The sequence below is a fragment of the Jiangella alba genome, assembly GCF_900106035.1.
In the GTDB taxonomy this organism is placed as follows: Bacteria; Actinomycetota; Actinomycetes; order Jiangellales; family Jiangellaceae; genus Jiangella; species Jiangella alba.
This window is the reverse complement of sequence record NZ_FNUC01000003.1, coordinates 787,669-806,921: the sequence shown is the minus strand read 5'-3', so window position 1 is coordinate 806,921 and position 19,253 is coordinate 787,669. Positions and strand designations below refer to the sequence as shown.

Below are 19,253 nucleotides of genomic sequence, written 5' to 3'. Positions count from 1 at the left end.
TGGCGGCGAGTTGTTGGGTGGACAGCGTTGTGGTCTCCTCGGCGCGGCTGCCTCTCTCCCTGCTCTCGCTTCTCCCGCCTTGTGACGGGAGAAGCGAGGCAGCCTTGCCGGACGGTCAGCCCTGCAGCCGCTCCAGGATGAGCTCGCGCGCCCGCTTGGCGTCGGCCTGGCCCTTGGTGGCCTTCATGATGGCGCCGATCAGCGCGCCCACCGCGCCGAGGTTGCCGCCGCGGATCTTGTCGGCGACGTCGGGCTGGGCGGCGATGGCGTCGTCGACGGCGGCGCCGAGGGCGGAGTCGTCGGAGACGACGGCGAGGCCGCGGGCGGCGACGACGGCGTCAGGGGCGCCCTCGCCGGCCAGCACGCCCTCGACCACCTGGCGGGCCAGCTTGTCGTTCAAGGAGCCCGCAGCGATCAGCTCCTCCACCCGCGCGACCTCGACAGGGCCGATCCCCGCGTCCTCCAACGCCACGCCGCGCTCGTTGGCGACCCGGGCGACCTCGCCCAGCCACCACTTCTTCGCGCCGGCCGCGGACGCGCCCGCGGCCACGGTGTCGGACACCAGGGCCACGGCCCCGGCGTTGACGACGTCGCGCATCTCGAGGTCGGTGAAGCCCCACTCGGCCTGCAGCCGGGCCCGGCGCACCGACGGCGGCTCAGGCAGCGTGCCTCGCAGCGACTCGACCCACTCACGGGACGGCGCGACGGGGACGAGGTCGGGCTCGGGGAAGTACCGGTAGTCCTCGGCCTCCTCCTTGACCCGCCCGGACGTGGTCTCGCCGGTGTCCTCGTGCCAGTGCCGGGTCTCCTGCACGATCGTCCCGCCCGACGACAGCACCAGAGCCTGCCGGCGGATCTCGTACGTGACGGCCCGCTCGACCGACCGCAGCGAGTTGACGTTCTTCGTCTCGGTCCGCGTGCCGAACGGAGCGCCCGGCAGCCGCAGCGACACGTTGGCGTCGCAGCGCAGCTGGCCCAGCTCCATGCGCGCCTCGGAGACGCCGAGGGCCCGGATCAGCTCGCGCAGCTGGGTGACGTACGCCCGCGCGACGGCGGGAGCGACGGACGGCGGCACCTCGATCGGCTTGGTGACGATCTCGATCAGCGGGATGCCGGAGCGGTTGTAGTCGAGCAGCGAGTGCGACGCACCGTGGATGCGGCCGGTGGCGCCGCCGACGTGCAGCGACTTGCCGGTGTCCTCTTCCATGTGTGCCCGCTCGATGCCGATGCGGTACTCGACGCCGTCGGCGACGACGTCCATGTAACCGTCGAACGCGATGGGCTCGTCGTACTGCGAGGTCTGGAAGTTCTTCGGCATGTCCGGGTAGAAGTAGTTCTTCCGGGCGAACCGGCACCACTCGGCGATGCTGCAGTTCAGCGCCAGGCCGATGCGGATGGCCGACTCGACGGCGGTGCGGTTGACCACCGGCAGCGACCCGGGCAGCCCCAGGCAGACCGGGCAGACCTGCGAGTTGGGCTCGCCGCCGAACGCCGTGGAACAGCCGCAGAACATCTTCGTGGCGGTGCCGAGCTCGACGTGCACCTCCATGCCCATGACGGGCTCGTACGTCGCGATGGCCTCGTCGAACGAGGGCAGCGCCGTGGTGACGGTCATTCGTCGTCCTTCAGCTCGACCAGCGGCTTGTCGTCGTTCTGCGCCTCGCGGATCTCGCGCACGACGATGGCGACGGTGATGGCGACCGACAGGATGCTGAGGACGGCGTCGATCATGCGCAGCTTGTCGCCCTCGCGACGGGCCTTGGTGAGGCTGCGCGCGGCGCCCACCGCGCCCAGCGCCGAGCCGCCGAACTTGGCGAGGTATTTGACGTTCACGGTGCGATCCCCTCCAACGCGGGTGCCTGTTCCAGCAACGTTCCCCCCCATTGCGAGGCGTATGCGGCCTCGACCGCCGCGCCGACGAGATACAGGCGGTCGTCGGCCATGACCGGCGCCATGACGTGCAGGCCGACCGGCAGGCCGTCTTCGTCGGCGAGACCGGCCGGGAACGACGCCGACGCGTTGCCGGCGAGGTTGCTCGGGATGGTGCAGAGGTCGTTCATGTACATGGCCAGGGGGTCGTCGACCTTCTCGCCGATGGGGAACGCGGTGGTCGGCGTCGTGGGCGACACCAGCACGTCGACCTGCGCGAACGCGGCCTCGAAGTCGCGTGCGATGAGCGTGCGGACCTTCTGCGCCTGGCCGTAGTAGGCGTCGTAGTAGCCCGACGACAGCGCGTACGTGCCGAGCATGATGCGCCGTTTCGCCTCGGCGCCGAAGCCCTGCCCGCGGGTGAGGCTCATGACCTCTTCGGCGCTGCGGGTGCCGTCGTCGCCGACGCGCAGGCCGTAGCGCATGGCGTCGAACCGGGCCAGGTTCGACGACACCTCGCTGGGCAGGATGAGGTAGTAGGCGGGCAGCCCGTACTTGAAGTGCGGGCACGACACCTCGACCACCTCGGCGCCCAGCTTCGACAGCAGGGCGACGGCGTCGTTGAACCGCGCCTCGACGCCGGCCTGGTAGCCCTCACCGCCGAGCTCCTTGACGACGCCGACGCGCAGGCCGGTGAGGTCGCCCTCGGCGCCGCGCCGGGCGGCCGCGACGACGTCGGGCACCGGCTGGTCGATGCTGGTGGAGTCGAGCGGGTCGTGACCGGCGATGACGGTGTGCAGCAGCGCGGCGTCGAGCACCGTGCGGGCGCACGGGCCGGCTTGGTCGAGGCTGGACGCGCAGGCCACCAGGCCGTAGCGGCTGACCCCGCCGTACGTCGGCTTCACCCCGACGGTGCCGGTGACGGCGGCCGGCTGGCGGATCGAGCCGCCGGTGTCGGTGCCGATGGCCAGCGGCGCCTCGAACGCGGCCAGCGCCGCGGCCGACCCGCCGCCGGAGCCGCCCGGGATGCGGGTGAGGTCCCACGGGTTGCGGGTGACGCCATACGCGGAGTTCTCGGTGGACGAGCCCATGGCGAACTCGTCGAGGTTGGTCTTGCCGAGGATGACGATGCCGGCGTCGCGCAGCCGCCGGGTGACGGTGGCGTCGTACGGCGGCTGCCAGCCCTCGAGCAGCTTCGAGCCGACGGTCGTGGGCATGTCGGACGTGACGATGACGTCCTTCAGCGCCAGCGGGACGCCGGCCAGCGGGCCGAGGTCGTCGCCGGCCGCGCGCTTCTCGTCGACGGCGGCGGCCGCGGCCAGCGCGCCGTCGGCGTCGAGATGCAGGAACGCGTGCACGCCGGCCTCGGCGGTGCCGTCGACGGCGGCGATGCGGTCGAGGTGCGCCTGGGTGACCTCGACGGCGCTGACCTCGCCGGTCCTGACGGCGGCGGCCAGTTCGGCGGCGGTCTTGCGGGTGAGCGCGCTCATGCCTCCTCCCCCAGGATCTGCGGCACCCGGAACCGGCCGTCCTCGGCGGCGGGCGCGGCGGCCAGGACGGCCTCGGCGGGCAGGCACGGGCGCGGCTCGTCGGCGCGGAACACGTTGGTCAGCGGCAGCGCGTGCGACGTCGGCGGGATGTCGTCGGCCGCGACCTCGGTGACCTGCGCGACCGCACCGAGGATCTGGTCGAGCTGGCCGGCCAGATGGTCCAGCTCGTCGGGGGCGAGGTCGAGGCGAGCGAGGTGCGCGAGGTGCGCGACCTCCTCGCGGCTGATCGAGGGCATGGCGGACTCCATGGTCGGGAACGGGTCCGATCCTATGGCGACCGGGCGCGCCCGCGCTTGCCAGGTGCGAGGTTGCATCGCGGTGCTCGGTGAATACGCGCTGAAGCAGTTCTGAAACGGCCCGTGACGACCCTCGTGACCATCGCCTCGGCACCGGGGCGACCGCCGATCACGGGGAGAACCATGTCCGTCAGGGACGCCATCCGCCAGCGCACGATGTCCGGCCTCGCCGCCGCCGCCCTCGCCACGGCCGCGCTGGCCGCGGCGCCGGCCGCGACCGCCACCGCCGCCCCGGCCGCTGACGCCGGCATCGCCCAGACCGCGGAGACGAAGGCCGGCTGCTACTCCAGGCAGAACTACACCGGCGGCCGCTGGCTCAAGGTGAGATTCTGCGCTGGCGTGGTGCACGGCAGCTCCGGCTTCGTCGAGCGGGAGATCTGGCTGGACCGCGCCAGCAGCTCGCGGCCGTCGACCTGGACGCCCCGGCTGGGCCTGCGCCGCAGCAGCTACTACACCTCTGACGTCCGGCTGTCGGGCGGCCCGTACTGGCGCACCTGCATCAAGGACAACCAGAACCGCATCTACTGCACCGCCTGGCACCGCTGACGTCACGGCTCGAACCGGTACCCCATGCTCGGCTCGGTGATGAGGTGCACCGGGTGGGACGGGTCGGGCTCCAGCTTGCGCCGCAGCTGCGCGGTGTAGACGCGCAGGTAACCGGTCTCCTTCGAGTACGCCGGCCCCCAGACCTCCCGCAGCAGCTGCTCCCGCGACACCAGCGTGCCGGCGTTGCGGACCAGCACCTCCAGCAGGTGCCACTCGGTCGGGGTCAGGCGGACGTCGGCGCCGGACCGGGAGACCTTCTTCCGCGCCAGGTCGATGGTCAGCTCGCCGGCGGTGACGACGGAGTCACCGCCGGCGACGGGCAGCGAGCGGCGCCAGGCGGCGCGCAGCCGGGCCAGCAGCTCCTCCATGTCGAACGGCTTGGTGACGTAGTCGTCGGCGCCGGCGTCGAGGGCGCGCACCTTGTCGGCGGAGTCCTGCCGCGCCGACAGCACGATGATCGGCACGCTGGTCCAGCCGCGCAGCCCGGCGATGACGTCGATGCCGCTCAGGTCCGGCAGCCCGAGGTCGAGCACGACGACGTCGGGGTGACGGCGGGCGGCGGCCTCCAGCGCGCCCCGTCCGTCGGCGGCGGTGACGACGTCCCAGCCGCGCGCCTTCAGGTTGATCGCCAGCGCCCGGGTCAGCGCCGGCACGTCGTCGACGACGAGGACGCGGGGGCCGGTCACGAGGCACGCTCCAGCGGCAGCCGCAGCACCATCGTCAGCCCGCCGCCGGGGGTGTCGTCGGCCGTCAGGGTGCCGCCGAGCGCCTCGACGAAGCCGCGCGCCACCGCCAGCCCGAGCCCGACCGACCCGCCGGTCCCGGCCGGGCTGTCGCCCAGCCGCTGGAACGGCCGGAACATCGACGCCCGGTCCGCCTCGCCGACGCCCGGGCCGCGGTCGACGACGCGCAGCTCGACCTCCGACCGGATCACGGCCGCCGACACCGTCACCGGCACGCCGTCCGGCGAGTAGCGCACGGCGTTCTCGACGACGTTGGCCAGCGCCCGCTCCAGCAGCCCGGCGTCGGTCATCAGCAGCGGCAGCGACTCGGGCACGTCCAGCACCACCGCGCCGGCCGGCACCGACGCGACCGCCCGCGGCACGACCTCGTCCAGCGCCGCCGGCCGCGCGACCGGGCGGACGGTGTCGGTCTCCAGCCGCGAGAGGTCCAGCAGGTTGTCGATCAGCCGTTCCAGCGAGTCGGTCGCCGACCCCACCGTGGCCAGCAGCTCGGCCTGGTCGGCGGGGTCGAACACGACGTCGTCCTGGCGCAGGCTGGAGACGCCGGCCTTGATCGCCGCCAGCGGGGTGCGCAGATCGTGCGAGACGGCGGCCAGCAGCGCCGTGCGGATCGCGTCGCCGTCCTCCAGCCGGCGCGCCTCCTCGGCCCGCTCGCGCAGCCGCTCCCGCTCCAGCACGGCGGTGGCGTGCGCCGCGAACGCCTCCAGCATACGGCGGTCGCCCGCCTCGAGCACCGGCCCGCGCAGCGCGAGCGCCAGCGTGTCCGAGATCATCACCTCCGACGACCCCTCCTCCGGCGACGCGCACGGCCGCCCGCCCGCGCACTCGATGGTCGTCCACCGCTCGTGCGAGTCGTGCCGCTCCAGCAGCGTCACCGACTCCATCCCGAACCGCTCGCGCAGCCGCTCCAGGATCGCCAGGACGGTGTTCTCGCCGCGCAGCACCGACCCGGCCAGCGCGCTCAGCGTCTCGGCCTCCGACCCCGCCCGCGACGCCTGGATCGTGCGCCGGGCCGCGAGATCCACGACCGACGCCACCCCGACCGCGACCAGCAGGAACACCAGCAGCGCGAACGCGTTCTGCGGGTCGGCGATGGTCCATTCGTAGTACGGCGGCGTGAGGAACCAGTTGAGCAGCAGGCTGCCGACCACGGCCACCGTCACCGCCGGCCACAGCCCGCCGATCAGCGCGACGCCGACGGTCAGCGACAGGAACAACATGATGTCGATCGGCAGCTCGTGGATCTCGCGCAGCACCACCAGCACAGCGGTCAGCGCGACCGGGCCGACCAGCGCCGCCACCCAGGCCAGCACCCGCCGGTTGCGGCTGAGCACCTCCGCCCGCTGCGGCAGCGTGCCCTGCCCGGCCCGCTCGTGCGTGACGACGTGGACGTCGATCGGCCCGGACCCGCGGACCACGCGGGCGCCGACGCCTTCGCGCATGGACAGCAGCCAGCGCGGCCGGCGGCTCACGCCGACGACGATCAGGGCGGCGTTGACGCCGCGGGCGAAGTCGAGGATCGCCTCGGCGACGTCCTCGCCGACGACCTGGTGGAACGTCCCGCCGAGCGTCTCGGCCAGCGCGCGCTGCCGCTCCAGGGCCCCCGGCGGCGCGCCGCTGAGGCCGTCGCTGCGGGACACGTGGACGGCGACCAGCTCGCCGCCGGCGCCCCGGTTGACGATGCGGGCGGCCCGGCGCAGCAGCGTCTCGCCCTCGGGCCCGCCGGTCAAGGCGACGACGACCCGCTCGCGGGTGTGCCACGGCGCCTCGATGCCCTCGTCGACGCGGTACTTCTCCAGCGCGTCGTCGACCCGGTCGGCCAGCCAGAGCAGCGCCAGCTCGCGCAGCGCCGTCAGGTTGCCGACCCGGAAGTAGTTCGCCAGCGCCGCGTCGACCTTCTCCGCCGCGTACACGTTGCCGTGCGCGAGCCGCCGGCGCAGCGCCTCCGGCGACATGTCGACCAACTCGATCTGGTCGGCCCGGCGCACCACCTCGTCCGGGATGGTCTCACGCTGCGTCACGCCGGTGATCGACGCGACGACGTCGTTCAGCGACTCCAGGTGCTGGATGTTGACGGTCGTGATGACGTCGATGCCGGCGGCCAGCAGGTCGTCGACGTCCTGCCAGCGCTTCGCGTTCGCCGAGCCGGGCACGCTGGTGTGCGCCAGCTCGTCGACGAGGGCGACCTCGGGGCGGCGGTGCAGGATCGCCCCGAGGTCCATCTCCTCGAACGCGGTGCCGCGGTACGTCACCGTCCGCCGCGGCACCACCTCGATGCCGTCGAGCAGCTCGGCCGTGTGCGGCCGGCCGTGCGTCTCGACCAGCCCGGCGACGACATCGGTGCCGCGCGAGCGGCGCCGATGCCCCTCCGAGAGCATGTCGAAGGTCTTCCCGACGCCGGGGGCGGCGCCGAGGTAGACCCGCAGCCGTCCACGTGTCATGAGCCGCCGAGGTCCTCCAGCGCGAGGTTCAGCTCGAGCACGTTGACGCGCTCGCCGCCCAGGAAGCCGAGCACCCGGCCCTGGGTGTGGTCGTCGACCAGCTCCCGCACCTCGGCCGGGTCCAGCCCGCGCGCCTCGGCCACGCGGTCCACCTGGATCTCGGCGTAGGCCGGGGAGATGTGCGGGTCCAGCCCGCTGCCCGACGCGGTGACGGCGTCCGGCGGCACGTCCGCGGGGTCGACGCCGTTCTCCTCGGCCACCGCGGCCCGCCGCTCCTCGACGGTGGCCAGCAGCTCGGCGCTCTCGGGGCCGAGGTTGGAGCCGCCGCTGGCGAGCGTGTCGTACCCGTCGCCGGCCGCCGACGGGCGCGGGTGGAACCACTGCTCGCCGTCGAACGGCTGCCCGATCAGCGACGACCCCACGACCTCGCCGTCGTGCGTGACCTGCGAGCCGCCGGCCTGGTCGCCGAACGCGACCTGCGCGACGCCGGTGACGGCCAGCGGGTAGGCCACGCCGAGGATCACGGTGAACAGCACCAGGACACGCAGTCCCGCCCAGCTCTGCCGCAACAGTCCAGTCAAATGCATAGGAAACTCACGCTCCGCCGTCAAAGTCCAGGGATCGCCGACACCACGAGGTCGACGAGTTTGATGCCGATGAACGGGACGACGATGCCGCCCAGCCCGTACACCAGCGCGTTGCGTTGCAGCATCGCCGCGGCCGACAGCGGCCGGTACCGGACGCCGCGCAGCGCCAGCGGGATCAGCGCGACGATGATCAGCGCGTTGAAGATGACCGCGGACAGGATCGCCGACTGCGGCGTGGCCAGTCGCATGATGTTCAGCGTGTCCAGCTGCGGGTACACCACCGCGAACATCGCCGGGATGATCGCGAAGTACTTCGCGACGTCGTTGGCGATGGAGAACGTCGTCAGCGCGCCACGCGTGATGAGCAGCTGTTTGCCGATCTCGACGATCTCGATCAGCTTCGTCGGGTCGGAGTCGAGGTCGACCATGTTGCCGGCCTCTTTGGCCGCCGACGTGCCGGTGTTCATCGCGACGCCGACGTCGGCCTGCGCCAGCGCGGGCGCGTCGTTGGTGCCGTCGCCGGTCATCGCGACCAGCCGGCCGCCGGCCTGCTCGCGCTTGATCAGCGCCATCTTGTCCTCGGGCTTGGCCTCGGCGAGGAAGTCGTCGACGCCGGCCTGGTCGGCGATGGCCTTGGCCGTGACCGGGTTGTCGCCGGTGACCATGACGGTGCGGATGCCCATCGCGCGCAGCTCGTCGAACCGCTCGCGCATGCCGTGCTTGACGACGTCGGCGAGGTGGATGACGCCGAGGATGCGCGCCTGGTCGTCGCGCAGCTCCGCCACGACCAGCGGGGTTCCGCCGGCCGCCGCGACGCCGTCGACCAACGTGTCGACGGCGAGGTCAGGCTTGCCGCCGTGGTCGCGGACCCAGGCCAGGACGGCGCCGGCGGCGCCCTTGCGCACCCGATGGCCGTCGGCGAGGTCGACGCCGGACATCCGGGTCTGCGCGGTGAACTCGACGAACGTCGCGCCCGGCAGTTCGCCGGTGTGCCGTTCGCGCAGCCCGTAGCGCTGCTTGGCCAGGACCACGACGGAGCGGCCCTCGGGCGTCTGGTCGGCCAGGCTGGCCAGCTGCGCGGCGTCGGCGAGGTCGTCCTCCTTCACGCCCCCGACGGGCAGCAGCTCGACCGCCTGCCGGTTGCCGAACGTGATGGTGCCGGTCTTGTCCAGCAGCAGCACGTTGACGTCGCCGGCCGCCTCGACCGCCCGCCCGGACATCGCCAGCACGTTGCGCTGCACCAGCCGGTCCATGCCGGCGATGCCGATGGCCGACAGCAGCGCGCCGATCGTCGTCGGGATCAGGCAGACCAGCAGCGCCACCAGCACGACCATCGACTGCAGCCCGCCGGAGTAGCCGGCGAACGGCTGCAGCGTCACGACCGCCAGCAGGAAGATGATGGTCAGGCTGGCCAGCAGCACGTTCAGCGCGATCTCGTTCGGCGTCTTCTGCCGGGCCGCGCCCTCGACCATCGCGATCATCCGGTCGACGAAGCTCTCGCCCGGCTTCGCGGTGATCTCGACGACGATGCGGTCGGACAGCACCTTCGTGCCGCCGGTGACGGCGCTGCGGTCGCCGCCGGACTCGCGGATGACCGGGGCCGACTCGCCGGTGATGGCCGACTCGTCGACGCTGGCCACGCCCTCGACGACGTCGCCGTCGCCGGGGATCACCTCACCCGCCTCGACCACGACGAGATCGCCGAGCGTCAGGGTGGAGCTGCTGACCACCTCCTCGACGCCGTCCACGAGGCGCCGGGCCGGGGTCTCCTGCTTGGTCGCCCGCAGCGTCGCCGCCTGGGCCCGTCCGCGCCCCTCGGCCACGGCCTCGGCCAGGTTGGCGAAGAGCACGGTGATCCACAGCCAGACGGCGATCCACCACGAGAACGTGCTGGGATCGGTGATCGCCAGCACGGTGGTGAACACCGCGCCGATCTCGACCACGAACATGACCGGCGACTTGATCATCAGCCGCGGATCGAGCTTGCGGAAGGCGTCCGGCAGCGATGCCACCAGCTGGCGGGGGTCGAAGAGACCGGCGCCGACCCGTGGCGCGCTCCCGGCCGGCGGGGCCTGGACGGTCGTCACTGTGTGCGTCCTTTCGGATCCGGGGTCGCTCATGCGAGCGCCACGGCGATCGGTCCCAGCGCCAGTGCCGGGAAGAAGGTCAGGCCGGCCACGATGATCACCGTCACCGAGTGCAGGCCCACGAAGAGCGGACGGTGGGTCGGCAGCGTCCCGGCGGTCACCGGGGTGGGCCGCTGCCGGGCCAGCGCGCCGGCCAGCGCGAGCACCAGCACGATCGTCGTGAACCGGCCGATCAGCATCGCCAGCCCGAGCGCCGTGTTGTAGTACTCGGTGTTCGCGGAGAGCCCGGCGAACGCGCTGCCGTTGTTGTTCGCGCCGGAGGCGAACGCGTACAGGATCTCCGACAGCCCCTGCGGCCCGTCGTTGAGCAACGACGCCCTCGTCGGGTCGAACGACGCCGCGATGGCCGCGCCGATGAGCAGCGCGAACGGCATCGCCAGGATGTACAGGGCGACCAGCGAGATCTCGTACCGGCCGATCTTCTTGCCCAGGTACTCCGGCGTCCGCCCGACCATCAGGCCGGCCAGGAAGACGGCGAGGATGGCCAGGACGACCATGCCGTAGAGGCCGCTGCCCACGCCGCCGGGCGAGACCTCGCCCAGCATCATGTTGAGCATGACGGCGCCGCCGCCGGCGCCGGTGTAGCTGGCGTGCATCGAGTTGACCGCGCCGGTGGACGTCCCCGTCGTCGAGTTCGCGAACAGCGCCGACGCCCAGACGTCGAAGCGGACCTCCTTGCCCTCCAGCGACGCGCCGGCCGCCTGCGGGACCGTCCCCGGGTGGTTCACCTCGGCGGCGGTGACGGCGACCAGCGCGGCGCCCCAGAGCACCGCCATCGCGGCCAGCACCGCGTAGCCCTGCCGCTTGTCCTTCACCATGACGCCGTAGGTGCGGCACAGCGCCACCGGGATGACCAGGATCAGGAAGATCTCCAGCAGGTTGGTGAGCGCGTTCGCGTTCTCGAACGGGTGCGCCGAGTTCGCGTTGAAGAAGCCGCCGCCGTTGGTGCCGAGCAGCTTGATGACCTCCTGCGAGGCCACCGGGCCGCCGATCAGCGACTGGATCGACCCGCCCAGCGTGGTGATGTCGTGCGGCTCGGACAGGTTCTGCACGACGCCGCCGGCCACCAGCACCAGCGCGAACAGGAACGCGATCGGCAGCAGGATGCGCACGGTGCCGCGGGTGAGGTCGACCCAGAAGTTGCCGAGCCGGTCGGTGCGGTGCCGGGTCAGCCCGCGGATCAGCGCGATCGCGACCGCGAGGCCGACCGCCGCGGACAGGAAGTTCTGCACCGTCAGGCCGGCCATCTGGGCGGTGTAGCCGAGCGTGGACTCGCCCGCGTACGACTGCCAGTTGGTGTTCGCGACGAACGACGTCGCGGTGTTGAAGGCGAGGTCCGGCGCCATGCCGTCGAAGCCGAGCGACATCGGCAGCAGGTCCTGCAGCCGCAGCATCGCGTACAGCAGCAGCACGGACACCGCGGAGAAGCCCAGCACCGAGAGCAGGTAGGTGCTCCAGCGCTGGTCGGCGTCCGGGTCGACCCGGACGATCCGGTAGAAGGCGCGTTCGACGGCCAGGTGGCGGGTCGAGGTGAACACGCGCGCGATGTGGTCGCCCAGTGGCCGGAACGCCACGGCCAGCAGGGCGAGGAGCAGGGCGATCTGCAGCAGGCCCGCCGCGGTGGCGCTCATCAGAACCGCTCCGGGAAGAGCAGGGCCGCGAGCAGGTAGCCGACCAGCAGCACCGCCACGATCAGCCCGACGACGTTCTCGGCGGTCACTGGCCGGCCTCCTGCTGCGTCGCGTCGGCGTCGACGCCGTGGCGCCGTCCGAGCCGGTCAACGCCCGCACCGAGAAGGGCCATCACGACGAAGAAGAGCACCGTGAGGCCGATGAAGGCGACGTCTTGCATGGACACCCCTGGTGGGTAGCTCAGGCCCCGCCGATCGGGGCCAGCATCGGTACACAACCACCTGAAGGCCCTGGTCGGAGCGTGGTTAGCGGCCTCTTAGCGGCTGCGGGCCGGTGTCTTCACGGCCCGTTAGCGCCGCGGCGATGGTGGGGCTGTCCCCACCATCGAGAGTGGAGCGTGCTGCGCTGTGCCGGCGGCCGCCGGCGACCAGGCTGGGACCGTGCCCTCCACCGCCCCGCCGGCCCGGTTCGCGACCGTGCTCGGCCTGGCCGCGGTGGCACTCGTCGTCGCCCTGCACTGGGTGCTGCCGGTCACCGACCCGCAGACCGGCCGGGTGACGACGGCGGCCGCGGCGGCCCTCGTGCTCGCGGCGCCGCTCGCGCTGCTCGCGGCCGGCATCGCGGGCTGCGGCGGGCCGGCGGCCATCGCCCGGCCGGCGCTGCCGTTCGCCGTCGTCGCGGTGCCGCTGATCGACGGAGCGGCCCGGCTGCTGTGGCTGCCGGCCGCGCTGGCGGCGCTGACGCTGCTCCGGCCGGCGCTGCTGCGGCTGCACGCGCGCTGGCGCGGCGCCGAGCTGGCGGCCACGGCGGGCGCGGCCGTGGTGGCGGACCTCGCCGGGTCGCCGGTGGCGGTCGTCGCGGCGGTGTGGCTGGCGGCGTACCAGGCCGGGCTGCTCGTCCGGGCCGGTGCGCTGGACCGGCTGCGTCCCCGCCACGCGCTGATGGTGGCCGCGGCGGGCGCGACGGTGGGCGCGTGCGGCCTGGTGCTGGCCGCCGTCTCGGGGCGCCCATCCGGTGCGCTGCCGTCCGCGTCCGTCCTGCTCGGATGCACCGCCGCGCAGCTGGGGCTGGCGCTGGCGGCCCGGCGGCCGATCGACCGGTGGACGTCGGGCGCGCCGGTGGCCGGCGGGCTGGCCTGGCTGGCGCCGCGGCTGGTCACCGTCCACCTCTGGCAGCTGCCCGCGGTCGCGCTGGTGGCCGCCGTCGCCGTCCGCGTCGCCGGTTACGTCCCGTCCGAGACGTTCGACGCGCGCTGGCGCTCGGACCTGCCGTGGTGGCTGCTCTGCGCGGCCGCTGCGCTCGCGACGGCGGTGCGCCTCATCGGGCGGGTGGGGACAGCCCTACCTCGCACTCACCGGTTGTCCGGCTCGTCTACCCTGCAAGCACACGGAAGGCTGGAGGCATGAACACGCAGATCACCGACCGGCCCCGGGCCGGCTGGCGGCAGGTCCCCCGCGACCTCGCCTACCTGCTGCCGGGGCTTCCCATCGCCATCGCCTCCTTCACGATCATGGTGACGGGCTTCTTCCTCGGCCTCGGGCTGTTCGTGCTGGCCTTCCTCGGGCTGATCGTGTGGATCGCCATGCTCGGCGCCGCCCGCGGTTTCGCCGTCGCCGAACGAGCACGCGTCGCGCTCATGGAGGACCGCCCGGTCGGCCCGGCCTACCACCGTCCGGCGTCCGGCAAGGGCCTGGCCCGGCTGTTCAGCTTCCTGCGCGACCCGCTCGCCTGGCGCGAGTGGGGGTTCGGCATCCTCATCCTGCCGATCCGCTGCTTCACCTGGAGCATGACCATCGCGTGGACGGCGGCCGCGCTGGGCGGCACCACGTACGTCCTGTGGGAGTGGTCGCTGCCCCGCGACGACGCCGACAACGAGACGCTGGCCGAGCTGATCGGCCTGGGCGACGGCCGGCTGCCCGACGTCGCGCTGAACACCGCCATCGGCCTGGTCTTCCTGGCCACGCTCCCCTACCTGCTGCGTGCGTTCGCGCTCACCGAGTCGTCGCTGGTCTGGGCCATGCTGACGAACGAGAACGCGGCGCTGCGGGCCCGCGCCGACGAACTGAGCCGCAGCCGCACCGCGGTCGTGCAGGCCGAGGCCGACACCCTGCGCCGGGTCGAGCGCGACATCCACGACGGGCCGCAGCAGCGCCTCGTCCGGCTCACCATGGACCTCGAGTCCGCCCAGCGCCGGTTCGAGGACGACCCCGAGGCCGCGCGGCCGCTGCTCGAGGGCGCCGTCACGCAGACCAAGGAGGCGCTGGCCGAGCTGCGCGCCGTGTCCCGCGGCATCGCCCCGCCCATCCTCACCGACCGCGGGCTGCCGGCCGCCCTCGCCGCCGCCACCGCCCGGTGCCCCGTCCCGACCACCCTCGACGTCGGCCCCGACCTCGCCGAGCGGCTGCCGTCGGCCATCGAGAACGCCGCCTACTTCGTCGTCACCGAGTCGCTGACGAACGTGGCGAAGCACTCGCAGGCGGCGCGGTGCGCGGTCTCCGTCGTCCGCGTCGACGACGTCCTGCACGTCCAGATCGCCGACGACGGCCGCGGCGGCGCGCACCTGGGCAAGGGCCACGGCCTGGCCGGTCTCGCCGACCGCCTCGCCGGTGTCGACGGCCGCCTCGACATCGTCAGCCCGCCCGCCGACGGCACCACCGTCAGCGCCGAGCTCCCGATCCCGGCCGCGAGCACCGCCCGATGAGCGACGACGCGCCCCGGCCCCGGGTGACCTGGCGGCAGATCGGCCGTGACCTCGGCTATCTGCTGCCGGGCCTGCCCATCGCCATCGCCTCGTTCACGCTGGCGATCGTCGGGTTCTTCCTCGGCATCGGGCTGGTCGTGCTGGCCTTCGTCGGCCTGATCATCCTGATGGCGACGCTGCTGACGGCGCGCGGGTTCGCCCGGGTCGAGCGGGCCCGGGTCGGCGCGATGGAGCGGCGCGAGGTCGGGCCGGTGTACCACCAGCCGGCGACGGAGCGCGGGCTGTCGCGCGTGCTCGAGGTGCTGCGCGATCGCCAGTCGTGGCGCGACTGGCTCTACTGCGTGCTGATCCTGCCCGTGCGGGTGTTCACCTGGTCGGTCACCATGGTGTGGCTGGGGTTGTCGATCGGGCTGTCGCCGCTGATCGCGTTGTCCTGGGTCATCGCCGGCGGCGGCGGGTTCCGCGGCCTGCCGCTGGCGCTGGCGCACATCCTGCGCGGGGTCGCCGTCCTGGAGTCGTCGCTGGTGTGGGGGCTGCTGACGAACGAGACGGCGGCGCTGCGAGCGCGCACCGAGCAGCTCAGCCGCAGCCGCCAGTCCGTCGTCGCCGCCGAGGCCGAGATGCTGCGGCGGGTCGAGCGCGACATCCACGACGGGCCGCAGCAGCGTCTCGTCCGGCTCACCATGGACCTCGAGTCCGCCCAGCGCCGCTTCGACGACGACCCGCAGGCCGCGCGTCCCCTCGTCGAGGAGGCCGTGCAGCAGACCAAGGAGGCGCTGGCCGAGCTGCGCGCCGTCTCGCGCGGCATCGCCCCGCCCATCCTCACCGACCGTGGCCTGCCCGCCGCCCTGGCGGCCGCGACCGCGCGCTGCCCCGTCCCCACGACGCTCGACATCGACCTCCTCGACGGCGAGCGGCTGCCCCCGGCGGTCGAGAACGCGGCCTACTTCGTGGTGACCGAGTCGCTCACCAACGTGGCCAAGCACGCCGACGCGTCCGCCTGCGCCGTCTCCGTCCTCCGCGTCGGCGACGCCCTGCACGTCCAGGTCGCCGACGACGGCCGGGGCGGGGCGCACCTCGGCAAGGGCCACGGCCTCTCCGGCCTCGCCGACCGCCTCGCCGGCATCGACGGCCACCTCGACGTCGCCAGCCCGCCCGGCGCCGGCACCACCGTCTCGGCCGGCCTCCCCCTCCCACCCGCCGACGACTGACCTGCGCCGGGCCGCCGGCACGTCGGGCGGCGGCCGGTACCGTCGCCGTCCTCCTGCGCCCTCGCCGAGCCGCGGCACGGGTGCCCCTCGCGGAGCTTCGCGCGAGGTCGCCGGTCCGCCGCTACCCGGCGGACCACCGCTGTCGCCGGCGCCCCGTGAGGCCAACCGTCGGCCGGGCACGTCCCAGGTCGACCGGCCGCACCATCACGCCGGGCGGAGGCCGGCCACCGTCACGGAGAGCAGCCGCTCGAAGGAGTCCGGCGCCGCCTCGGCGGCAACGGCGAGGCCGTGGCCGAGGAGCAGCAGGTCGCGCGGTTCCAGATCGTCGCGCACCACGCCCGCCGTCTGCGCCGGCGCCAGGACCGTCGCCGCGGCGTCGCGCATGAGCTGCTTGCAGAGCGCGTAGGTGTCGGAGTCCTGGTCGATCGCCGCCTTGAGCGCGGCGCCGAGCCCGCGGTTGTGCGCCGCGTAGGCGACCTGCTCGCGCAGCCAGGACGTCACGGCGTCGAGCGGCGCGAGCTCGGCGGCCAGCTCTGCCGCCCGCGAGGACAGGCGCTCGACGTCGGCGCGGTAGACCGCCTCGATGAGGGCCTCGCGGCCGGTGAAGTGGCGGTAGAGGGTGCCGGGGCCGACCTCGGCGCGGCGGGCGATGTCGTCGAGGGGCGCGCCGGGGCCGTGCTCGGTGAACGCCTCGCGCGCGGCCGTCACGATGCGCTCGTGGTTGCGGCGCGCGTCGGCGCGCATGGGCCGGGACGTCGTCATCGGCACCCCTCGACGTGGAAACGGACGATGTCTCCGGATACTCTTGTCAAACCGGAGATTCTCTCCATATGCTAGCTCCCGATAGAAGCGGAGACTCTCTCCGCTTATCGCCGATCCCGGGAGCCCTCGTCGTGCCTGGATCCACCCTGCTCACCGAACGCCCGGAGACCGCGGCCCGGACGCGGCCCGGCCTGGTCCTGGTCGCGCTGCTGACCTGCCAGTTGATGATCGTCCTCGACGCCACCGTGATGAACGTGGCGCTCCCCCGCATCCGCGACGACCTCGGCTTCTCGGCCACCGGGCTGTCGTGGGTGATGAGCTCCTACACGCTGGTCTTCGGCGGCCTGCTGCTGCTCGGCGGCCGCGCCGGCGACCTGCTCGGACGGCGCCGGCTGCTGGTCGCGGGGGTCGTCGTGTTCACCGCCGCGTCGCTGGCCGGCGGGCTCGCCGACTCCGCCGCCATGCTCGTCGCCGCCCGCGTCGCGCAGGGGCTCGGCGCCGCGATGGCCGGGCCGAGCACGCTCGCGCTGCTGGCGACGACGTTCACCGAACCGCGGGCGCGGATGCGCGCGCTCGCGCTGTTCTCCGGCATGGCCAGCGCCGGTTTCGCGATCGGCCTGATCGCCGGCGGGCTGCTCACCGAGTGGCTGTCGTGGCGGTCGGTGCTGTTCATCAACGTGCCGCTCGGCGTCCTGATCGTGGTGCTGGCGGTGCGGCACGTGCGCGAGCCGGAGCGGCACCCCGCGCGCCTGGACCTGCTCGGCGCGGCAACGGGCTCGGCCGGCATCGCCGCGGTCGTGTACGGGTTCATCCGCGCGGCCTCCGACGGCTGGCGCGACGGCGTCACCGCCGGCTCGCTCGTGGCCGGCGCCCTGCTGCTGGCGACGTTCGTCCTGGTGGAGGCGCGGACGGCGGAACCGCTGCTGCCGCTGCGGCTGTTCGCCGACCGCAACCGCGCCGCCGCGTACGTCAACTTCCTGCTCGGCCCGATGGCCGGCATGTCGATGTTCTTCTTCCTCACCCAGTACCTGCAAGACGTGCACGGCTACGGCGCGCTGACCACGGGCCTCGCGTTCCTGCCGATGGCGGCGCTGGTGTTCGCGACGACGCGGCTGATCCCGGTGCTGCTGCCGCGGTTCGGGCCGAAGCCGATGGCGGTGACCGGCGCGCTGCTGATGACGTCCGGCGTCGCGCTGCTGACGCGGCTCGGCACCGACACCGGCTATGTGGCCGGGCTGCTGCCGTCGATGCTGCTCATGGGCCTGGGCATGGGGCTGGCGTTCGCGCCGCTGAACGTCGTCATCATGACCAGCGTCCCGCCCGCCGACGCCGGGGCGGCCGGCGGCGTGCTGCAGACGATGCAGCAGACCGGTGCGACGCTCGGGCTGGCGATCCTGGTGACGGTGGCCGGCGCGGCCACGCGCGACGCGGCGGCGGGCGGCGCGGCGCCTGAGGAGGTGCTGGTGACCGGCATGACGCACGCGTTCCTGGCGAGCGTCGCCATCGGGGCGGCGGCGGTCCTGGTGGCGCTGACGTTCCGGCGCGAGTGACTCAGGGGGCCGCGGCGTCGGGGGCCGGGTCGGGCTCGATGGCCAGGACGACGGCCGGCAGCAGAGCATGCGGCACGTGCGGCCGCGGCGCCCGCGCGGTGCGGCGGCGGGCCCGGGCCGCGGCCAGCAGCCGGACGACCACCCAGGCCGCCGCCATGACGGCGGCCGCGAGCACCGGCGCGACCAGCACGACGGCGCGGTACAGGAAGACGACGGGCAGCGCCTCGCCGAGCCCGGCGCCGGCCAGCATGAGCGCGCCGATCAGCGCGGTCTCGGCCGAGCCGATGCCGGCAGGGGTCGGGGTGGCGGCGGACAGCGCGGTGCCGGCGAGGTACGCGGCCATGCCGACGCCGATGCTGATCTCGACGCCGAAGCCGACGGCGGCCAGCGCGAACCCCGTCGCCAGGCAGGTCGCGGCGGCCAGCTGGGCGCCCAGCGCGGCCAGCGCGAGCACCGGCCGGGCCCGCACGGCCGCGACGACGTCGCGCACGGTGGCCTTCAGCCGCTGCAGCTTGGTCTGGCGGCTCGGCACCATCGTCGTGACGGACGCGGTGACGGGGCGCGCGGCCCGCCGCGCCGCCAGCCGGCGGACCAGGAAGCGCACCGCGAGCACCAGCACCGTCGCCACCACGACGACGGTGAGCAGCCCGCTCCAGCCCTCGCGCAGCCAGGCGACGCCGAGCAGCAGGCCGGATCCGTGCGCCAGCCCGCCCGCCACCGCCCACAGCGCCACCACGCCCGCGGCCGCCGTGTTCGAGGCGCCGCCGCGGTGCAGGGCCGCGACGAACACCCCGGCCGCGCCGACGCCCGCCGGGACGACCCGGTTGGCGACGGTGCCGCCGATGTGCGCCGTGGCCGCGCCGGACCACGTCAGGTAGCCGGAGGCGATGGCCCGCTTGCCGGCGATGGCCGCCACCGTCGCCATGATCCAGAACATCGCGACCAGCAGCGGAACGTACGGGTTGCGGCGCATGGACGTGATCAGGTTCGGCAGCACCGAGGGCACGATGACGACGCCCACGACCACCAGGATCGCGAGCACGGCCAGCAGACCGACGACCCGGCGCGTGCTGCCGAACATCGCACGCCGCCGGGTCCGTGTGGTGGTCCGTTCATCGATCGCCACGCCCCTATGGTGACCTACCGAAACGTCCACAGTCTGTAGTAGAGGCGTACAAGTGACGTCGATCTGCCCTCTCACCTGCACCGTTGACGCGGA

The 19,253-nt window shown here is 73.6% G+C and carries 18 protein-coding genes; 5 read left to right on the top strand and 13 right to left on the bottom strand.

Annotated features, from left to right (window positions below; translation table 11 throughout):
• Positions 1-115 precede the first annotated feature (115 nt).
• From gatB to gatC, 4 genes are read right to left on the bottom strand one after another with little or no spacing between them, the layout of a single operon-like run.
• The gene (gene gatB, locus BLV02_RS06375) at positions 116-1,615 is read right to left on the bottom strand and encodes an Asp-tRNA(Asn)/Glu-tRNA(Gln) amidotransferase subunit GatB (protein WP_069114651.1); all 1,500 of its coding nucleotides are present in this window, start codon (positions 1,613-1,615) and stop codon (positions 116-118) included.
• Positions 1,612-1,833: a hypothetical protein gene (locus BLV02_RS06370; RefSeq protein WP_069114652.1), complete on the bottom strand. Its 222-nt coding sequence runs from the start codon at positions 1,831-1,833 to the stop codon at positions 1,612-1,614. Before BLV02_RS06370 ends, gatB begins: the two co-directional genes overlap by 4 nt.
• Positions 1,830-3,359 carry an Asp-tRNA(Asn)/Glu-tRNA(Gln) amidotransferase subunit GatA gene (gene gatA / locus BLV02_RS06365; protein WP_069114653.1) on the bottom strand — a complete coding sequence of 510 codons (1,530 nt, stop codon included), beginning with the start codon at positions 3,357-3,359 and terminating at the stop codon, positions 1,830-1,832. The genes BLV02_RS06370 and gatA overlap by 4 nt, the downstream gene beginning before the upstream one ends.
• The gene (gatC, locus tag BLV02_RS06360) at positions 3,356-3,655 is read right to left on the bottom strand and encodes an Asp-tRNA(Asn)/Glu-tRNA(Gln) amidotransferase subunit GatC (protein WP_069114709.1); all 300 of its coding nucleotides are present in this window, start codon (positions 3,653-3,655) and stop codon (positions 3,356-3,358) included. The genes gatA and gatC overlap by 4 nt, the downstream gene beginning before the upstream one ends.
• A 183-nt stretch (positions 3,656-3,838) precedes the next feature.
• On the opposite strand from gatC, the gene BLV02_RS06355 reads away from it, so the two are divergent.
• A complete protein-coding gene (locus BLV02_RS06355) occupies positions 3,839-4,261 on the top strand; it encodes a hypothetical protein (RefSeq protein WP_069114654.1) in 423 nt (140 codons plus the stop codon).
• Positions 4,262-4,263: 2 nt separating this feature from the next.
• On the opposite strand, the gene BLV02_RS36340 is transcribed toward BLV02_RS06355, so the two are convergent.
• Genes BLV02_RS36340 through BLV02_RS37950 form a run of 7 tightly spaced genes read right to left on the bottom strand, consistent with a single transcriptional unit; the run spans position 4,264 to position 12,030 of the window.
• Positions 4,264-4,947, bottom strand: coding sequence for a response regulator (locus BLV02_RS36340; RefSeq protein ID WP_069114655.1), 684 nt, complete (start codon positions 4,945-4,947; stop codon positions 4,264-4,266).
• Positions 4,944-7,445 carry a sensor histidine kinase gene (locus BLV02_RS06345; RefSeq protein ID WP_069114656.1) on the bottom strand — a complete coding sequence of 834 codons (2,502 nt, stop codon included), beginning with the start codon at positions 7,443-7,445 and terminating at the stop codon, positions 4,944-4,946. The genes BLV02_RS36340 and BLV02_RS06345 overlap by 4 nt, the downstream gene beginning before the upstream one ends.
• Complete coding sequence (kdpC, locus tag BLV02_RS06340) at positions 7,442-8,032, bottom strand: potassium-transporting ATPase subunit KdpC (RefSeq protein ID WP_069114657.1); 591 nt, start codon at positions 8,030-8,032, stop codon at positions 7,442-7,444. The genes BLV02_RS06345 and kdpC overlap by 4 nt, the downstream gene beginning before the upstream one ends.
• A gap of 20 nt (positions 8,033-8,052) precedes the next feature.
• Positions 8,053-10,152 carry a potassium-transporting ATPase subunit KdpB gene (gene kdpB, locus BLV02_RS06335; protein WP_083289166.1) on the bottom strand — a complete coding sequence of 700 codons (2,100 nt, stop codon included), beginning with the start codon at positions 10,150-10,152 and terminating at the stop codon, positions 8,053-8,055.
• Entirely contained in the window at positions 10,149-11,810 is a 1,662-nt protein-coding gene (kdpA, locus tag BLV02_RS06330) for a potassium-transporting ATPase subunit KdpA (protein WP_069114659.1), read from the bottom strand. Before kdpA ends, kdpB begins: the two co-directional genes overlap by 4 nt.
• Positions 11,810-11,899 carry a K(+)-transporting ATPase subunit F gene (gene kdpF, locus BLV02_RS06325; RefSeq protein ID WP_046768830.1) on the bottom strand — a complete coding sequence of 30 codons (90 nt, stop codon included), beginning with the start codon at positions 11,897-11,899 and terminating at the stop codon, positions 11,810-11,812. Before kdpF ends, kdpA begins: the two co-directional genes overlap by 1 nt.
• Entirely contained in the window at positions 11,896-12,030 is a 135-nt protein-coding gene (locus tag BLV02_RS37950) for a hypothetical protein (protein WP_281243354.1), read from the bottom strand. The genes kdpF and BLV02_RS37950 overlap by 4 nt, the downstream gene beginning before the upstream one ends.
• Before the next feature lie 220 nt (positions 12,031-12,250).
• On the opposite strand from BLV02_RS37950, the gene BLV02_RS06320 reads away from it, so the two are divergent.
• Genes BLV02_RS06320 through BLV02_RS06310 form a run of 3 tightly spaced genes read left to right on the top strand, consistent with a single transcriptional unit; the run spans position 12,251 to position 15,722 of the window.
• Positions 12,251-13,216 (top strand): hypothetical protein, encoded by a 966-nt coding sequence (locus BLV02_RS06320; RefSeq protein WP_141711850.1) that lies wholly within the window; start codon positions 12,251-12,253, stop codon positions 13,214-13,216.
• Complete coding sequence (locus BLV02_RS06315) at positions 13,213-14,511, top strand: sensor histidine kinase (protein WP_069114661.1); 1,299 nt, start codon at positions 13,213-13,215, stop codon at positions 14,509-14,511. Before BLV02_RS06320 ends, BLV02_RS06315 begins: the two co-directional genes overlap by 4 nt.
• Entirely contained in the window at positions 14,508-15,722 is a 1,215-nt protein-coding gene (locus BLV02_RS06310) for a sensor histidine kinase (RefSeq protein ID WP_069114662.1), read from the top strand. The genes BLV02_RS06315 and BLV02_RS06310 overlap by 4 nt, the downstream gene beginning before the upstream one ends.
• A 204-nt stretch (positions 15,723-15,926) precedes the next feature.
• Here the strand turns inward: BLV02_RS06310 and BLV02_RS06305 are convergent, their stop codons facing one another.
• A complete protein-coding gene (locus tag BLV02_RS06305) occupies positions 15,927-16,484 on the bottom strand; it encodes a TetR/AcrR family transcriptional regulator (RefSeq protein ID WP_069114663.1) in 558 nt (185 codons plus the stop codon).
• A 131-nt stretch (positions 16,485-16,615) separates the two neighbouring features.
• On the opposite strand from BLV02_RS06305, the gene BLV02_RS06300 reads away from it, so the two are divergent.
• Positions 16,616-18,034: an MFS transporter gene (locus tag BLV02_RS06300; RefSeq protein ID WP_245737704.1), complete on the top strand. Its 1,419-nt coding sequence runs from the start codon at positions 16,616-16,618 to the stop codon at positions 18,032-18,034.
• A 1-nt stretch (position 18,035) separates the two neighbouring features.
• On the opposite strand, the gene BLV02_RS06295 is transcribed toward BLV02_RS06300, so the two are convergent.
• Positions 18,036-19,160 carry a lysylphosphatidylglycerol synthase domain-containing protein gene (locus BLV02_RS06295; protein ID WP_141711851.1) on the bottom strand — a complete coding sequence of 375 codons (1,125 nt, stop codon included), beginning with the start codon at positions 19,158-19,160 and terminating at the stop codon, positions 18,036-18,038.
• Positions 19,161-19,253: the final 93 nt, after the last annotated feature.

Excerpts from the sequence above, each read along its gene's own strand:
- gatB (WP_069114651.1), bottom strand. The coding sequence starts at position 1,615 with ATGACCGTCACCACGGCGCTGCCCTCGTTCGACGAGGCCATCGCGACG.
- gatA (WP_069114653.1), bottom strand. The coding sequence starts at position 3,359 with ATGAGCGCGCTCACCCGCAAGACCGCCGCCGAACTGGCCGCCGCCGTC.
- gatC (WP_069114709.1), bottom strand. The coding sequence starts at position 3,655 with ATGCCCTCGATCAGCCGCGAGGAGGTCGCGCACCTCGCGCACCTCGCT.
- BLV02_RS06355 (WP_069114654.1), top strand. The coding sequence starts at position 3,839 with ATGTCCGTCAGGGACGCCATCCGCCAGCGCACGATGTCCGGCCTCGCC.
- BLV02_RS06345 (WP_069114656.1), bottom strand. The coding sequence starts at position 7,445 with ATGACACGTGGACGGCTGCGGGTCTACCTCGGCGCCGCCCCCGGCGTC.
- kdpC (WP_069114657.1), bottom strand. The coding sequence starts at position 8,032 with ATGCATTTGACTGGACTGTTGCGGCAGAGCTGGGCGGGACTGCGTGTC.
- kdpB (WP_083289166.1), bottom strand. The coding sequence starts at position 10,152 with ATGAGCGACCCCGGATCCGAAAGGACGCACACAGTGACGACCGTCCAG.
- kdpA (WP_069114659.1), bottom strand. The coding sequence starts at position 11,810 with ATGAGCGCCACCGCGGCGGGCCTGCTGCAGATCGCCCTGCTCCTCGCC.
- BLV02_RS37950 (WP_281243354.1), bottom strand. The coding sequence starts at position 12,030 with ATGCAAGACGTCGCCTTCATCGGCCTCACGGTGCTCTTCTTCGTCGTG.
- BLV02_RS06315 (WP_069114661.1), top strand. The coding sequence starts at position 13,213 with ATGAACACGCAGATCACCGACCGGCCCCGGGCCGGCTGGCGGCAGGTC.
- BLV02_RS06310 (WP_069114662.1), top strand. The coding sequence starts at position 14,508 with ATGAGCGACGACGCGCCCCGGCCCCGGGTGACCTGGCGGCAGATCGGC.
- BLV02_RS06305 (WP_069114663.1), bottom strand. The coding sequence starts at position 16,484 with ATGACGACGTCCCGGCCCATGCGCGCCGACGCGCGCCGCAACCACGAG.